This window comes from Streptomyces sp. NPDC005820 (assembly GCF_040630255.1).
In the GTDB taxonomy this organism is placed as follows: domain Bacteria; phylum Actinomycetota; class Actinomycetes; order Streptomycetales; family Streptomycetaceae; genus Streptomyces.
Genome location: NZ_JBEXXE010000004.1, coordinates 76,737 through 92,833, shown reverse-complemented (window position 1 = coordinate 92,833; position 16,097 = coordinate 76,737). Strand labels below are relative to the sequence as shown.

General features: G+C 69.5%; 14 protein-coding genes and 1 tRNA gene. 12 read left to right on the top strand and 3 right to left on the bottom strand.

Features of this window, described 5'->3' with window-relative positions; translation table 11 throughout:
- Nucleotides 1-307 precede the first annotated feature (307 nt).
- Entirely contained in the window at nucleotides 308-1,009 is a 702-nt protein-coding gene (locus tag ABZ464_RS06250) for a 4Fe-4S single cluster domain-containing protein (protein ID WP_359271654.1), read from the bottom strand.
- A 345-nt stretch (nucleotides 1,010-1,354) separates the two neighbouring features.
- Here ABZ464_RS06250 and ABZ464_RS06245 point away from each other — a divergent pair, with 345 nt between their 5' ends.
- The 3 genes from ABZ464_RS06245 to ABZ464_RS06235 are packed head-to-tail and all read left to right on the top strand — an operon-like array spanning nucleotide 1,355 to nucleotide 4,180.
- Complete coding sequence (locus ABZ464_RS06245) at nucleotides 1,355-1,960, top strand: hypothetical protein (protein ID WP_359271651.1); 606 nt, start codon at nucleotides 1,355-1,357, stop codon at nucleotides 1,958-1,960.
- Nucleotides 1,957-2,712 (top strand): hypothetical protein, encoded by a 756-nt coding sequence (locus ABZ464_RS06240; protein ID WP_359271648.1) that lies wholly within the window; start codon nucleotides 1,957-1,959, stop codon nucleotides 2,710-2,712. Before ABZ464_RS06245 ends, ABZ464_RS06240 begins: the two co-directional genes overlap by 4 nt.
- A complete protein-coding gene (locus ABZ464_RS06235) occupies nucleotides 2,687-4,180 on the top strand; it encodes a hypothetical protein (protein WP_359271645.1) in 1,494 nt (497 codons plus the stop codon). The genes ABZ464_RS06240 and ABZ464_RS06235 overlap by 26 nt, the downstream gene beginning before the upstream one ends.
- Before the next feature lie 31 nt (nucleotides 4,181-4,211).
- Here the strand turns inward: ABZ464_RS06235 and ABZ464_RS06230 are convergent, their stop codons facing one another.
- On the bottom strand, nucleotides 4,212-5,243 hold the full coding sequence (locus tag ABZ464_RS06230; protein WP_359271643.1) for an adenosine deaminase: 1,032 nt from the start codon (nucleotides 5,241-5,243) through the stop codon (nucleotides 4,212-4,214).
- A gap of 123 nt (nucleotides 5,244-5,366) precedes the next feature.
- Nucleotides 5,367-6,593, bottom strand: coding sequence for a pyridoxal phosphate-dependent aminotransferase (locus tag ABZ464_RS06225; protein WP_359271640.1), 1,227 nt, complete (start codon nucleotides 6,591-6,593; stop codon nucleotides 5,367-5,369).
- 215 nt (nucleotides 6,594-6,808) lie between these two features.
- Here ABZ464_RS06225 and ABZ464_RS06220 point away from each other — a divergent pair.
- The 9 genes from ABZ464_RS06220 (at nucleotide 6,809) to rpoB (ending at nucleotide 16,059) form a co-directional block, all read left to right on the top strand.
- Nucleotides 6,809-6,881 (top strand) — tRNA-Trp (locus ABZ464_RS06220).
- Nucleotides 6,882-6,989: 108 nt separating this feature from the next.
- Nucleotides 6,990-7,277, top strand: a complete 288-nt coding sequence (secE, locus tag ABZ464_RS06215) for a preprotein translocase subunit SecE (RefSeq protein WP_055631382.1) — start codon at nucleotides 6,990-6,992, stop codon at nucleotides 7,275-7,277.
- An 80-nt stretch (nucleotides 7,278-7,357) separates the two neighbouring features.
- Nucleotides 7,358-8,230 carry a transcription termination/antitermination protein NusG gene (gene nusG / locus ABZ464_RS06210; protein ID WP_359271636.1) on the top strand — a complete coding sequence of 291 codons (873 nt, stop codon included), beginning with the start codon at nucleotides 7,358-7,360 and terminating at the stop codon, nucleotides 8,228-8,230.
- Between the two features lie 166 nt (nucleotides 8,231-8,396).
- Nucleotides 8,397-8,831, top strand: a complete 435-nt coding sequence (gene rplK, locus ABZ464_RS06205; protein WP_055631380.1) for a 50S ribosomal protein L11 — start codon at nucleotides 8,397-8,399, stop codon at nucleotides 8,829-8,831.
- Between the two features lie 82 nt (nucleotides 8,832-8,913).
- Nucleotides 8,914-9,639 (top strand): 50S ribosomal protein L1, encoded by a 726-nt coding sequence (rplA, locus tag ABZ464_RS06200; RefSeq protein ID WP_340376820.1) that lies wholly within the window; start codon nucleotides 8,914-8,916, stop codon nucleotides 9,637-9,639.
- Between the two features lie 148 nt (nucleotides 9,640-9,787).
- A complete protein-coding gene (locus ABZ464_RS06195) occupies nucleotides 9,788-10,693 on the top strand; it encodes a hypothetical protein (RefSeq protein ID WP_359271633.1) in 906 nt (301 codons plus the stop codon).
- Nucleotides 10,694-10,990: 297 nt separating this feature from the next.
- The gene (gene rplJ / locus ABZ464_RS06190; RefSeq protein WP_340376818.1) at nucleotides 10,991-11,521 is read left to right on the top strand and encodes a 50S ribosomal protein L10; all 531 of its coding nucleotides are present in this window, start codon (nucleotides 10,991-10,993) and stop codon (nucleotides 11,519-11,521) included.
- A 127-nt stretch (nucleotides 11,522-11,648) separates the two neighbouring features.
- Nucleotides 11,649-12,026, top strand: coding sequence for a 50S ribosomal protein L7/L12 (gene rplL, locus ABZ464_RS06185; protein ID WP_359271630.1), 378 nt, complete (start codon nucleotides 11,649-11,651; stop codon nucleotides 12,024-12,026).
- A gap of 547 nt (nucleotides 12,027-12,573) precedes the next feature.
- Entirely contained in the window at nucleotides 12,574-16,059 is a 3,486-nt protein-coding gene (gene rpoB, locus ABZ464_RS06180; protein ID WP_359271627.1) for a DNA-directed RNA polymerase subunit beta, read from the top strand.
- The last annotated feature ends 38 nt before the right edge of the window (nucleotides 16,060-16,097 follow it).

Below are 16,097 nucleotides of genomic sequence, written 5' to 3'. Positions count from 1 at the left end.
GAGGCTTGTAAGGGGGCGCGCGCGGCGCACTTCGGCGCAGCCGGGCCCGGCCCCGCCGGGGCGCACTTCGGAACAGCCGGACGCCTCGCCCCGGCGCACTTCGGTACAGCCGGACGCCTCGCCCCGGCGCACTTCGGTACAGCCGGACGCCTCGCCCCGGCGCACTTCGGTACAGCCGGACGCCTCGCCCCGGCGCACCCCGCCGCAGTCCGACTCGGCCCCGCCCCGGCGCACCCCGCCGCAGTCCGACCCCGCCCCGCCGCAGCGGACCCCGCCGCAGCCCGACCCCGCCCCGTCAGACGCGCTCTCACGGCCGCCAGCTCGGGTTCGTCAGCCGCAGCCCGCTCGTCGCCAGGTGCCGCTCCAGTCGCCGCAGCTCACCGCGCGCCGGGACGCCGTACACGCGCGTGCCCGTCCCGTCCGCCCGCAGGCTCACCCGCGGCCCCGGCGGGTAGGCGCGGGCCAGATGGGGGCCGTAGCGGCGGGCGCCGAGGGGGGTGCGCGGGACGAGCCGCTGGTTGGCGGAGCCGCGCCAGACCAGGTCGGTCGGCTCGGCGACCCGGAACCGGCCCGTCACGACCGCGTCCGCCCCCGCCAGCGCCTCCCACACCTTCCCCGGCACCTCGTCCGGCTCGTGACCTGTGTAGACGAGCAGGTCGGCGGTGCCTCCCGCACGCTCGCGCAGCAGGCCGGCGCCCCGCAGCAGCGCGGCCAGCGCGACGGGCTGGGCTAGCGGCTCCCCACCGCTCACGGTCAGCCCCTCGGCCCCCCGCTCCAGGGCCGTCGCCCACAAGCGCAGCAGCTCACCGACGGTGGCGTCCCGGCCGCCCGCCGGATCCCAGGTGTGCCGGGACATACAGCCCGGACAGGCCAGCGCACAGCCCTGGAACCACAGGGCCAGCCGACGGCCCGGACCGAGCGTCTCCACCGGGAAGTACCCGTCGGCGACCCGCACCGCGATCTCTTCAGCCCCTTTGGCCTCTTCAGCCCCTTCGGCCTCTTCAGTCATTGGTCCCCCGCTTCGCGTCCCCGCGCTTCGGCATATGCCCACGGCCGTATGCCAAAAACTCCGCGCCCATATTCGAAGATCTTTTCCCCGACTCCGGACACACCCCCGCCCGAGCGGAACGGAGCATATTCCGAGGAGCGCCGGAACGGCCCCGGTTTTCAGAAGTTTTCCAGCAACCCTCCGGTAACAAAGCCGGTGCCCCGGTCGTTCGCCGGTCGATCTCCGGCTGATTTCCGGATGCGGGTAAATCCGGTGTCGTAAATCTCTCCCGCACGCCTTCGTTTATCCCCTAGGCTGCGCGCGAATCCCCGTGGGTGAACCGGGGAATCCGACGAGGGGGATGGAATGAGCGAGGTGAAGTCCGTCCCGACGGACTACGGCCGCGCCCGCCTCACCGCACGCACCCGCTGGCGGGCCGCCCGCCGGGGGCGGCGGGACGGCAGGGCCGGCATAGGCACCGACCACTACGCCCGGCAGCTGGAACGCGGGGCGCGGATGGCACTGGACGACCTGATGGCCCGGTTCCTGAAGGAACGCGCGGCCGTCGTCGGCCGGGTGCACGAGGAGTCCGAGCGGGTCGTGACGGAGTACGACGCCCCGCGCGAGGACGGCCGGCGGCGCGAGGACGTACCGGCCGCGCTGGCCCGCTTCGGCGGCTGGGTGGCGCAGTGGCGCACCGAGGTGACGGCCTGTCAGCAGCGCGGCCGGGCCCTCGCCGCCTGCGCCGACCAGGAACTGGCCCACTACGAGGCCGCCTACGCCCGCGCCGCCCGGCTGGAGGGGCTGCCGCCCGCCGGGCACCCCGGCACCGAGGCCCTCGACGAGCCGTGGACGGGCCCGCCCGACTGGCTGCTCGACGGCGTCGTGGTGGCCAGGGCGCTGCGGATTCTGGAGCAGAGGACCGGGCCGGCCGCCGCCGGGGCCGGCCCGGGAGAGCGGGGGACGAGATGAGAACGACCACCGACAGAGCGATCCGTCCGGCACGGGTCGCCGCCGGTTTGGGGGCGGCAGCGCTGCTGCTGACGGCGTGCGGCCCGCTGGACGGGCCGGAACGGCTCAAGGCCGACTGCGCGGTCGTCGTGGACGGCTCCGGATCCGGGTCCGACAGCGACGACGGCTTCCGGGCGAAGGAGAAGCTGAAGGCGACCCTGCCCCGCTTCCTCGCCGACAACAAGTGCAAGTACCTCTCCTACGCGCCCATCACCTCCGCCTCCGAGGCCTCCTCCTGCCAGGTGCCGCGCATCGACATCGACCCCGACTCCGACAAGCGCTCCGAACGCGAGCCCCTGTGGACGCAGACCCGCGTCCTGGCCGAGGCCGGCGCCGAGAAGATGCTGGAGTGCGCCCGCGACCGCCAGCCCGGCTCCGACGTCCTCGGCGGCCTCACCCGCGCCGCCAAGGTGCCCCGCGACGGCGACGGCACCTTCCAGATCCTCGTGGTCAGCGACTTCGAACAGGCCGACCCCGGCTTCAAGCTCTCCCGGTACAAGCTGGCGACCCAGGCCGAGCGGGACACCGCCGTCGCCGCGATGGTCGACGGCCGCAACCTGCCCGACCTGCCCGACACCACCGTCCACCGGGTCGGCTTCGCCATGCGCGGCGGCAAGACCAGCCCCGAACACGTCGAACAGCTCGGCGCGTTCTGGAAGCAGCTCCTGGAGAAGGAGGTGAAGGTCGATGTCGACGACGGATACGGCGCCTGACGAGCCCCGCCGGCTCAGAATCCCGTTCCCCTTCCGCCGCTCCGAGGGCCGGGCCCCCGGCCTCGGCCGCACCGCCCCCGGAGCACCCCGCGGCCGGGTCCCGCTCTCCGAGACCCGCGAAGGCCGGCGCCTGCTCGAGCAGGCCGAGAACGCCGGCCGCCGCGCCGCCACCGGCCGCACCCTCGACCCGTACGTCCTCGGCTCCGGCCGCCGGCTGCCCTACCTCGGCCGGCTCCAGGGCATGCGCGACCACACCCGGGGCCGGGTCCTCGCCGAGCACCACGAACGCGAGGAACGCGAACTGCGCGCCTCCGCCGAGCTGTACGCCGACACCGCCGCCAGGGTCGCCGAGGCCCGCCGGGCCCGCGACGCCCAGGAGGAGGAGACCCGCCGCCGGCACGCGGCCGCCGCCCGGCTGGACCGCACGGCGACCCGGATCGCCGCCCGCGAGGACCGCCGCGACCGTCTGCTGCCCTGGATCGTGGCCCGCTCGCAGACCCGCCACGGCACGGACGAACCGGACCCGTCCACCGAACCCCAGCAGTACGGCCCCGAGTACGCCGAGGGCGAGGACACCGGCCTCTACGCACCCGACGAACGCGACGGCGACCCCGTACGGAACCCGGCCGCCCGGTTCGGGCCCGCCCCCGACGTGCCCTGGGAGGGACTGACCGAGACCTCGGCCATGGCCCGCTGGCCCCGGCGGTTCCTGACCCTGCTGCTGATCCTCGTCGAACTCCCCGTGTACCTCGGCGTGTTCCTGGCCATCCACGACGGCACACCGGAGGGCCGGGCCAGCGCGTTCCTGCTGACCGCCGCCGTCGGCGTCGCCATGACCCTCGGCCCCTTCCAGGCCGGCCGTCAGTGGCGCCGCCGGGGCGCCACCGCCGCCCTGTGGCTGGTCCTGCCGGTCGCGGCCGCGCTGGTCGCCCTCTGGGGCTGGGCCGCCTGGTACCTGGGCGACCTGCGCGCCCGGATCGTCTTCCGGGACACCGACACCTCCGCGCTGGAGGAGACCGCCCGGCAGCTCGGCGTCGAGCTGCCGCCCGCCCCCACCCTGCTCGACCAGCTCCACCTGGACGAGCACACCGTCAGCGTCACCTTCATCGCCCTGCTGCTCCTGTCCGGCGGCATCGCCTTCCTGCTCGCGGTGTCCGAGGAGCACCCCTTCATCGCCGCCTACCGGCTGCACGGCAAGCGGCTGGCGAAGGCCGAGGAGGAACTGGCGCGGGCGGAGGCGGCGGTCGCGGCGGCCCAGCGCGAACAGGGCACCCTGGAGGAGCGGCGCACCGAACGCGCCCAGGCCCTCGCCGCCGAACTCACCGCCGTCGACAACGTCTTCGAGGCCGCGGCCCACGCCTACCTCGACGGCGTCCAGGCGGCCTCCAGCGACCCCGCGGTCACCGAGGGCGCGATGCGCCTGTCGACCCGCTACCCGCTCCTGCCGGAACTCCCGGTCCGGCGCTGAGCCCCGGCCGGCCTCCTGCGCGCACCCGCGCTCAGGAGGCCAGCCAGTCGTCCACGCCCGACAGCAGCTTCGCCTTCACGTCCTCCGGGGCCGCCGAACCCCGGACCGACTGCCGCGCCAGCTCCGCCAGCTCCTCGTCCGTGAAGCCGTGGTGGCGCCGCGCGATCTCGTACTGCGCGGCCAGCCGCGCGCCGAACAGCAGCGGGTCGTCGGCGCCCAGCGCCATCGGCACCCCCGCCTCGAACAGCGTCCGCAGCGGCACGTCCTCGGGCTTCTCGTACACCCCCAGCGCCACGTTCGACGCCGGGCACACCTCGCAGGTCACCCCCCGCTCCGCCAGCCGCTTCAGCAGCCTCGGGTCCTCCGCCGCCCGGACGCCGTGCCCCACCCGGGTGGCGTGCAGATCGTCCAGACAGTCCCGTACCGACGACGGACCGGTCAGCTCGCCGCCGTGCGGCGCGGACAGCAGACCGCCGTCGCGCGCGATGGTGAAGGCCCGGTCGAAGTCGCGCGCCATGCCCCGCCGCTCGTCGTTCGACAGCCCGAAACCGACGACCCCCCGGTCCGCGTAGCGCACCGCCAGCCGGGCCAGCGTCCGGGCGTCCAGCGGATGCTTCATCCGGTTCGCCGCGACCAGCACCCGCATCCCGAGCCCGGTGTCCCGCGAGGCCGACTCCACCGCGTCCAGGATGATCTCCAGCGCCGGGATCAGCCCGCCCAGCCGGGGCGCGTACGAGGTCGGGTCGACCTGGATCTCCAGCCACCCCGAGCCGTCCCTGAGGTCCTCCTCGGCCGCCTCCCGCACCAGGCGCTGTATGTCCTCGGGGCGGCGCAGACAGGACCGGGCCGCGTCGTACAGCCGCTGGAAGCGGAACCAGCCCCGCTCGTCCGTGGCCCGCAGTCTCGGCGGCTCCCCGCTGGTCAGCGCCTCGGTCAGCGCCTCGGGCAGACGCACCCCGTACTTGTCGGCCAGCTCCAGCACGGTCGCGGGCCGCATCGATCCGGTGAAGTGCAGGTGCAGATGGGCCTTGGGCAGCTCAGAGACATCACGTACACGCTCCATTCAGCGATCCTGCCGCACGGCGGCGGCCCCCGGGTAGCCGATTCCCTGAACGTGGTCTTGCTCGCACGAAGAAACGGGCCGCCTCCCCGAAGAGAGACGGCCCGCACGCGCGCGTGGAACGGGTCAGTCCCTGGCCTCCGCCAGCAGCTTCTGGATCCGGCTCACGCCCTCGACGAGGTCCTCGTCGCCCAGCGCGTACGACAGCCGCAGATAGCCCGGCGTGCCGAAGGCCTCACCCGGGACGACCGCGACCTCGGCCTCGTCCAGGATGATCTCCGCCAGCTCGGTGCTGCTCTGCGGGCGCCGGCCGCGGATCTCCTTGCCGAGCAGCGCCTTCACCGACGGGTACGCATAGAACGCGCCCTCCGGCTCCGGGCACAGCACGCCGTCGATCTCGTTCAGCATCCGCACGATCGTCTTACGACGCCGGTCGAACGCCTCCTTCATCTTCTCCACCGCCGACAGATCGCCCGAGACGGCGGCGATCGCGGCGACCTGCGCCACGTTCGAGACGTTCGAGGTGGCGTGCGACTGGAGGTTCGTCGCCGCCTTGACGACGTCCTTCGGGCCGATGATCCACCCGACGCGCCAGCCGGTCATCGCGTACGTCTTCGCGACCCCGTTCACGACCACGCACTTGTCGCGCAGCTCGGGCAGGATCGCCGGCAGGGACGTGAACACCGCGTCGCCGTAGACCAGGTGCTCGTAGATCTCGTCCGTCAGCACCCACAGGCCGTGCTCGACGGCCCAGCGGCCGATCGCCTCGGCCTCGGCGGCGCTGTACACCGCGCCGGTCGGGTTGGACGGGGAGACGAACAGCACGACCTTGGTCTTCTCGGTGCGCGCCGCTTCCAGCTGCTCGACCGAGACCCGGTAGCCGGTCGTCTCGTCGGCCACGACCTCCACCGGGACACCGCCGGCCAGCCGGATCGACTCCGGGTACGTCGTCCAGTACGGCGCCGGGACGATGACCTCGTCGCCCGGGTCGAGGATCGCGGCGAAGGCGTTGTAGATCGCCTGCTTGCCGCCGTTGGTGACCAGGATCTGCGAGGCCTCGACCTCGTAGCCGGAGTCGCGCAGGGTCTTCGCGGCGATCGCGGCCTTCAGCTCGGGCAGACCGCCGGCCGGCGTGTAGCGGTGGTACTTCGGGTCCTTGCAGGCCTCTACGGCCGCCTCGACGATGTAGTCCGGGGTCGGGAAGTCGGGCTCGCCGGCGCCGAAGCCGATCACCGGACGCCCGGCGGCCTTCAGGGCCTTGGCCTTGGCGTCCACGGCGAGGGTGGCGGACTCGGAGATCGCGCCGACTCGGGCGGAGACCCGGCGCTCGGTGGGAGGGGTTGCAGCGCTCATACGGCCCATGGTTTCAGACCGGAAACCCGCCCGGCACACGGGTTTCACCCACTGGGCAACTGGCTGAACATCAGACTGATTTCGTCCAAGACCACTTTCCGTTCGACCTCACGCTCAGGACCACGTACACTCATCCGTCGTTGGCCTTCAACAGCCGTGCCACAACCGGTGCACACCGAGCACCCGGTCGGATGCGGTACGTTGGGGACACACAAAGGGTCGTAGCTCAATTGGTAGAGCACTGGTCTCCAAAACCAGCGGTTGGGGGTTCAAGTCCCTCCGGCCCTGCTACACACTCCTTCGCCAGGATGTGTGCGCATGTACGTACAGCAATGCACCGCCGTGCGGCTCAGACCGGGCGCGGCACGGCCACGACCCGGGAACAGGTGAGGACGAATGGCGGATGCCGTGGGCTCCATCGACACGCCTGATGCCCAGGACGAGCTGCCTGAGGCCAAGAAGAAGGGGCGGAAGGGCGGAAAGCGCGCCAAGAAGGGCCCGCTGAAGCGCCTCGCTCTCTTCTATCGCCAGATCGTCGCGGAACTCCGCAAGGTCGTCTGGCCCACTCGCGGACAGCTGACGACCTACACGACCGTGGTGATCGTGTTCGTGGTCGTCATGATCGGCCTGGTGACCGTGATTGACTATGGACTCAGCCACGCCGCCAAGTACGTCTTTGGCTGAGCCGAGAGCGAAGGGCGCCGAGGTATCCGGCGCCCCTTTCGCATGTTCCACCCCTCTGTATCCAGGAAGAAGCAGCCACCGTGTCTGACCAGAACCTGAACGACGCCATCGAGCCCGACGAGGTGGACGACGAGCTCGACATCGTCGAGGGCGCGGACGAGGTCGACGAGTTCGAGGCTGCCGACGACGAGGCGGGCGAGGCCGCGGAGGAAGCGGCGCTCCACGTCGAGGAAGAGGACGCGGACGCCGACGAGGCCGAGGACGAGGACGACTCCGAGGAGTCGGAGGACGCCGAGGACGAGCTCGAGGCCGAGGAAGAAGAGCCGGCCGAGCCCGTCGACCCCGTCACCGCCCTGCGCGAGGAACTGCGCACCCTCCCCGGCGAGTGGTACGTGATCCACACCTACGCCGGCTACGAGAACCGCGTGAAGACCAACCTGGAGCAGCGCGCCGTCTCGCTGAACGTCGAGGACTACATCTTCCAGGCCGAGGTGCCGCAGGAAGAGGTCGTCCAGATCAAGAACGGCGACCGCAAGACGATCCGCCAGAACAAGCTCCCGGGCTATGTCCTGGTGCGCATGGACCTGACGAACGAGTCCTGGGGCGTCGTCCGCAACACCCCCGGCGTCACCGGCTTCGTGGGCAACGCCTACGACCCGTACCCGCTGACCCTGGACGAGATCGTCAAGATGCTCGCCCCGGAGGCCGAGGAGAAGGCCGCCCGCGAGGCCGCCGAGGCCGAGGGCAAGCCGGCTCCGCAGCGCAAGGTCGAGGTCCAGGTGCTGGACTTCGAGGTGGGCGACTCGGTCACCGTCACCGACGGCCCGTTCGCCACGCTGCAGGCCACGATCAACGAGATCAACGCCGACTCGAAGAAGGTCAAGGGTCTGGTGGAGATCTTCGGGCGCGAGACCCCGGTCGAGCTGTCGTTCGACCAGATCCAGAAGAACTAGCTTCTTCCGGAAAAAGCTTCCGAGCAGGTCAGGCGGGCTGTCACAGCCTGCCTGACCTGCTCGGTTTTTGGCCGCGCATCTATACCCGTTATCGTTGTGCGGTATGCCTGCGTTCGGTTGGTTCCCTGGCGCGGGCATGGACCCGAATGAAAGGACCTGGAGACTAATGCCTCCCAAGAAGAAGAAGGTCACGGGGCTCATCAAGCTCCAGATCAACGCCGGTGCGGCGAACCCGGCCCCGCCGGTCGGCCCCGCGCTCGGTCAGCACGGCGTCAACATCATGGAGTTCTGCAAGGCCTACAACGCGGCGACCGAGTCGCAGCGTGGCTGGGTCATCCCGGTGGAGATCACGGTCTACGAGGACCGCTCCTTCACCTTCGTGACCAAGACCCCGCCGGCCGCGAAGATGATCCTCAAGGCCGCCGGTGTGGAGAAGGGCTCGGGCGAGCCGCACAAGACCAAGGTCGCCAAGATCACCGAGGCGCAGGTCCGCGAGATCGCCACGACCAAGCTTCCCGACCTGAACGCCAACGACCTGGACGCCGCTGCGAAGATCATCGCCGGCACCGCCCGTTCCATGGGCATCACGGTCGAGGGCTGACCTTCACCACCCCGTACTTCAGCAGTAGTGGCAGGGCCTGCTCGGCCCGCACCACGACTCCTCAGACACACCAGGAGCAGTAGTGAGCAAGCGCAGCAAGTCTCTCCGCGCTGCGGACGCCAAGGTCGACCGGGAGAAGCTCTACGCCCCGCTCGAGGCCGTCCGTCTCGCCAAGGAGACCTCCACGTCCAAGTTCGACGGCACCGTCGAGGTCGCCTTCCGTCTGGGTGTCGACCCGCGCAAGGCCGACCAGATGGTCCGTGGCACCGTGAACCTGCCGCACGGCACCGGCAAGACCGCCCGGGTCCTGGTCTTCGCGACCGGTGACCGTGCTGCGGCCGCGGAGGCCGCGGGCGCCGACATCGTCGGCTCCGACGAACTGATCGACGAGGTCGCGAAGGGCCGTCTGGACTTCGACGCCGTCGTCGCCACCCCGGACCTCATGGGCAAGGTCGGCCGCCTCGGCCGCGTGCTCGGTCCCCGTGGCCTGATGCCGAACCCGAAGACCGGCACCGTCACCCCCGACGTGGCCAAGGCCGTCACCGAGATCAAGGGCGGCAAGATCGAGTTCCGCGTCGACAAGCACTCGAACCTGCACTTCATCATCGGCAAGACGTCCTTCGACGACACCAAGCTGGTGGAGAACTACGCCGCGGCGCTCGAGGAGATCACCCGCCTCAAGCCGTCCGCCGCGAAGGGTCGCTACATCAAGAAGGCCGCGATCAGCACCACGATCGGCCCCGGCATCCTGGTCGACCCGAACCGCACCCGCAACCTCCTCGTCGAGGAGGACCCGGCCGCGGTCTGAACCTGACGGTTCCCTTTCGGTCGGCGACGAGCCCCGCAACCTTTCGAGGTGCGGGGCTCGTCCCTTTGGGGCGTAGAGGCTTTTTTCGTACGGCTGTCAGTGCTGTGCGTTAGCGTGCAGTCACGGGACTCTCATGGGGGTGGGGCGGATGAAGCGCACAAGTGTGCGGACGGCGGGGCTGTCCATCGCGGCGACGATCCTGCTGGCGGGGGTGACGGCCTGTAGCTCCTCGGGGGACTCCGGGAGCTCGTCCGGCACCTCCGGAGGTTCCTCCGGCGGCTCGGGGGGCGTGCGGTTCGACCCCATCGCCGCGCTGCGCACCGCCGAGAAGTCCACCGACGGCGCCGACTCCGCCAAGGTCGAGTCGACGACGACCATGGGCTCGGTGATGTCCATGACCGCCGACGGCGCCCTCGGCTGGGGCGACGGCCTCACCGGCAACCTCACCATCACCTACACCGGCGGCACCATGGCCGACACCATGCGCCAGATGGGCAGCACGTCGATGGAGGCCCGCTACCTCCCCGACGCCTACTACGCCCGGATGGGCGACACCTTCGCCGAGCAGTCCGGCGGCAAGCACTGGATCAAGTACGCCTACGACGACCTGGAGACCCTCGCCGGGAGCGGTGGCGCGTATCTGAAGGACCAGATGCAGAACACCACCCCGAACCAGTCGGTGAAGCTCCTGCTGGCCTCCGGGGACGTCCGCAAGGTCGGCGAGGAGAAGGTGCGCGGACAGCGGACCACGCACTACTCGGGGACGGTCGAGGTGGCCGACCTCGCGGAGAAGAACTCCAGCCTCAGCCGGAGCCAGCTCGACGACCTGAAGAAGACCCTGGAGCAGGCCGGCGTCACCACCGAGACCGTCGACATCTGGGTCGACGACCAGGACCTGCTGGTCAAGAAGGTCGAGAAGGGCGAGACGACGGCGGGCGCCTACAGCCAGACCGCGTACTACAGCGACTACGGCACCGAGGTCGCGGTCGAGGAGCCCCCGGCGAGCGACACGGCCGACTTCACCGACCTCATGAAGCAGCAGTCGGGCGGCTGAGCCGCCGGGCCCGTACGGGCGGATTTGCTTGACACCGTCCGTCTCCCGTACGCTCCTACCGAAGCCAAAGACCGCTGGTCGTTGCCGTGCTCTTGAGAGAGGGTGCGGTGGCCGAAGGATCCGCTTGATATGCGGACGACCCGCGCAGGTGACTGTGGAAGTGCTCCCGGGCCCGGATCCCGTCCGTAGACGGTTCTCGTTCGGTCGAGCTACGCCCCGTGCGCCTGCGCCGGGGCGTTTCGTCTGTCCCAGCCCCTTCCGAGCGGTCCTCATCACCCGGAAGGAGGCCGACGCTCTATGGCAAGGCCCGACAAGGCTGCCGCGGTGGCCGAGCTCACGGAGCAGTTCCGTAGCTCGAACGCCGCCGTGCTGACCGAGTACCGGGGTCTCACCGTGGCGCAGCTCAAGACGCTGCGCCGCTCGCTCGGTGAGAACGCCCAGTACGCCGTGGTGAAGAACACGCTGACCAAGATTGCGGCCAACGAGGCCGGGATCACGACGCTCGACGACCTGTTCAACGGTCCGACGGCGGTCGCCTTCGTCACCGGTGACCCGGTGGAGTCGGCGAAGGGTCTTCGTGACTTCGCCAAGGACAACCCGAACCTCGTCATCAAGGGCGGTGTCCTTGACGGCAAGGCGCTGTCCGCCGACGAGATCAAGAAGCTTGCGGACCTCGAGTCCCGCGAGGTTCTGCTCGCCAAGCTGGCGGGCGCCATGAAGGGCAAGCAGACGCAGGCTGCTCAGGTCTTCCAGGCGCTCCCGTCGAAGTTCGTCCGCACCGCGGAGGCGCTTCGTGCCAAGCAGGCCGAGCAGGGCGGTGCCGAGTAACTCGGCTCGCGTAATGACCGCCGCCTCCAGGCAGCCCGCCTGAGGCAGGGGGTCGTAGCGGGCCGAACGTACGCCCGCCAGACATGTACATCCGGCACCAGCCGAAATTAGTGGAAGGAAAGCCATCATGGCTCTCACCCAGGACGAACTGCTCGCCGAGTTCGAGAACATGACCCTGATCCAGCTCTCCGAGTTCGTGAAGGCGTTCGAGGACAAGTTCGACGTCACCGCCGCCGCCGCGGTCGCCGCCGCCCCCGTCGGCCCGGCCGCCGTCGCCGAGGCCGTCGAGGAGCAGGACGAGTTCGACGTCGTCCTCACCGGCGCCGGCGAGAAGAAGATCCAGGTCATCAAGGTCGTGCGTGAGCTGACCTCGCTGGGCCTGAAGGAGGCCAAGGACCTCGTGGACGGCGCCCCGAAGCCCGTTCTCGAGAAGGTCACCAAGGAGGCCGCGGAGAAGGCCGCCGAGTCCCTCAAGGGCGCCGGCGCCTCCGTCGAGGTCAAGTAACACCCTCCGGGCCCACCAGGTCCGGAAACCGGGCTCAGCGAGCCTGTAACGCGCAAGCACCGAAGAGCGATCATCCATCTGGGTGGTCGCTCTTCGGCGTTCCCGGAGGTCGGCCACGGTTGCCTTGCACCCGTGACGGCGGGGGGTATGGTGATCTTCGTCGTGTCTCCCGCGGCCCGGGTTTACGCAGGGGGGCCTTGACGAACCGCACGCAGCGCGCAATTCTCAGGACGCGTCGTCACAAGGATCCGAATCCGAGGCATGGATCGACGACGAAGAGGGCAGTATCAACGCGGTGAAGGCAGGATGTGGCGCAGGCGTTGAAGGCAGCAAGGGTCTCTGAAACACGGGACTGGACATCAGTGTGCCGAGTGGCTACACTGACCCTTTGCGCTGCCTGTTAGCTGTCCCCTGTCCGTCACCAGGGGTCTGCCCTCCCTTGAGCACCGACGACAAGATCATCCCTGACCTGGGATTTTCCGTCTCTGTGCGCAGGAGAGGGGCCGGTACGCGCGTAGTGAGTCCGAGCCCTCGGAAGGACCCCCTCTTGGCCGCCTCGCGCAACGCCTCGACCGCGAATACGAACAACGCCGCCAGCACCGCCCCGCTGCGCATCTCTTTTGCAAAGATCAAGGAGCCTCTCGAGGTTCCGAACCTGCTCGCGCTGCAGACCGAGAGCTTCGACTGGCTGCTCGGCAACACCGCCTGGCAGAGTCGGGTCGAGGAGGCTCTGGAGAACGGGCAGGACGTCCCCACCAAGTCCGGTCTCGAGGAGATCTTCGAGGAGATCTCCCCGATCGAGGACTTCTCCGGGTCGATGTCGCTGACCTTCCGCGACCACCGTTTCGAGCCGCCGAAGAACAGCATCGACGAGTGCAAGGACCGTGACTTCACGTACGCGGCCCCGCTCTTCGTGACGGCCGAGTTCACCAACAACGAGACCGGCGAGATCAAGTCCCAGACGGTCTTCATGGGCGACTTCCCGCTCATGACCCACAAGGGCACCTTCGTCATCAACGGCACCGAGCGTGTCGTGGTGTCGCAGCTGGTCCGTTCGCCGGGTGTCTACTTCGACTCCTCGATCGACAAGACGTCCGACAAGGACATCTTCTCCGCCAAGATCATCCCGTCCCGGGGTGCCTGGCTGGAGATGGAGATCGACAAGCGCGACATGGTCGGCGTCCGCATCGACCGCAAGCGCAAGCAGTCCGTGACCGTCCTCCTGAAGGCGCTCGGCTGGACCACCGAGCAGATCCTCGAGGAGTTCGGCGAGTACGAGTCCATGCGCGCCACCCTGGAGAAGGACCACACCCAGGGCCAGGACGACGCGCTGCTCGACATCTACCGCAAGCTCCGTCCGGGCGAGCCCCCCACGCGTGAGGCCGCGCAGACGCTGCTCGAGAACCTCTACTTCAACCCCAAGCGCTACGACCTCGCCAAGGTCGGCCGCTACAAGGTCAACAAGAAGCTGGCCGCGGACGCGCCGCTGGACGCCGGTGTGCTGACCGTCGAGGACGTCATCGCGACGATCAAGTACCTGGTCAAGCTGCACGCCGGCGAGACCGAGACGGTCGGCGACAGCGGTCAGACGATCGTCGTCGAGACCGACGACATCGACCACTTCGGCAACCGTCGTCTGCGCAGCGTCGGCGAGCTCATCCAGAACCAGGTCCGCACCGGCCTGGCCCGTATGGAGCGCGTCGTCCGCGAGCGGATGACCACCCAGGACGTCGAGGCGATCACGCCGCAGACCCTGATCAACATCCGGCCGGTCGTCGCCTCCATCAAGGAGTTCTTCGGCACCAGCCAGCTGTCGCAGTTCATGGACCAGAACAACCCGCTGTCGGGTCTCACCCACAAGCGCCGTCTGTCGGCGCTCGGTCCGGGTGGTCTCTCCCGTGAGCGGGCCGGCTTCGAGGTCCGTGACGTGCACCCTTCGCACTACGGTCGTATGTGCCCGATCGAGACCCCCGAAGGCCCGAACATCGGTCTGATCGGCTCGCTCGCCTCCTACGGCCGGGTCAACGCGTTCGGTTTCGTCGAGACCCCGTACCGCAAGGTCGTCGACGGCCAGGTCACCGACGAGGTCGACTACCTGACCGCCGACGAGGAGGACCGCTTCGTCATCGCGCAGGCCAACGCCACGCTCGACGACGGCATGCGCTTCACCGAGAACCGCGTCCTGGTCCGCCGCCGTGGCGGCGAGGTCGACTACGTCCCCGGTGACGACGTCGACTACATGGACGTCTCGCCGCGCCAGATGGTGTCGGTCGCGACCGCCATGATCCCGTTCCTCGAGCACGACGACGCCAACCGCGCCCTCATGGGCGCGAACATGATGCGTCAGGCCGTGCCGCTCATCAAGAGCGAGTCCCCGCTCGTCGGCACCGGCATGGAGTACCGCTCCGCCGTCGACGCCGGCGACGTGGTCAAGGCGGAGAAGGCGGGTGTGGTCCAGGAGGTCTCCGCGGACTACATCACCACCGCCAACGACGACGGCACGTACATCACGTACCGCCTGGCCAAGTTCGCCCGCTCCAACCAGGGCACCTCGGTCAACCAGAAGGTCATCGTCAACGAGGGCGACCGGATCATCGAGGGCCAGGTACTGGCCGACGGTCCGGCCACCGAGAACGGCGAGATGGCGCTGGGCAAGAACCTGCTCGTGGCGTTCATGCCGTGGGAGGGTCACAACTACGAGGACGCGATCATCCTGTCGCAGCGCCTCGTGCAGGACGACGTCCTCTCCTCGATCCACATCGAGGAGCACGAGGTCGACGCCCGTGACACCAAGCTCGGCCCCGAGGAGATCACCCGGGACATCCCGAACGTCTCCGAGGAGGTCCTCGCCGACCTCGACGAGCGCGGCATCATCCGGATCGGTGCCGAGGTCGTGGCCGGCGACATCCTCGTCGGCAAGGTCACGCCCAAGGGTGAGACCGAGCTGACGCCGGAGGAGCGCCTGCTCCGCGCGATCTTCGGTGAGAAGGCCCGTGAGGTCCGTGATACCTCGCTGAAGGTGCCGCACGGTGAGATCGGCAAGGTCATCGGCGTCCGCGTCTTCGACCGCGAGGAGGGCGACGAGCTGCCGCCCGGCGTCAACCAGCTGGTCCGTGTGTATGTTGCGCAGAAGCGCAAGATCACCGACGGTGACAAGCTCGCCGGCCGCCACGGCAACAAGGGTGTCATCTCCAAGATCCTGCCCATCGAGGACATGCCGTTCCTCGAGGACGGGACCCCGGTCGACATCATCCTCAACCCGCTCGGTGTGCCGTCCCGAATGAACCCGGGACAGGTCCTGGAGATCCACCTCGGCTGGCTCGCCAGCCGCGGCTGGGACGTCTCCGGACTCGCCGACGAGTGGGCGCAGCGCCTCCAGGTGATCGGCGCCGACCAGGTCGCCCCGGGCACCAACGTCGCGACCCCGGTCTTCGACGGCGCCCGTGAGGACGAGCTGGCGGGTCTGCTCCAGCACACCATCCCGAACCGCGACGGCGAGCGCATGGTGCTCCCGTCCGGCAAGGCGCGGCTGTTCGACGGCCGTAGCGGTGAGCCGTTCCCGGACCCGATCTCGGTCGGCTACATGTACATCCTGAAGCTGCACCACCTGGTCGACGACAAGCTGCACGCCCGCTCGACCGGCCCGTACTCGATGATCACCCAGCAGCCGCTGGGTGGTAAGGCCCAGTTCGGTGGCCAGCGGTTCGGTGAGATGGAGGTGTGGGCCCTCGAGGCCTACGGCGCCGCGTACGCCCTCCAGGAGCTGCTGACCATCAAGTCCGACGACGTCACCGGCCGCGTGAAGGTCTACGAGGCCATCGTCAAGGGCGAGAACATCCCCGAGCCCGGCATCCCCGAGTCCTTCAAGGTGCTCATCAAGGAGATGCAGTCGCTCTGCCTGAACGTGGAGGTGCTGTCCAGCGACGGTATGTCCATCGAGATGCGTGACACCGACGAGGACGTCTTCCGCGCTGCGGAGGAGCTCGGCATCGACCTGTCCCGGCGCGAGCCGAGCAGCGTCGAAGAGGTCTGACGGGAGTCCGGAGGCCTTCATCCAGAAGGCCTCCGGCC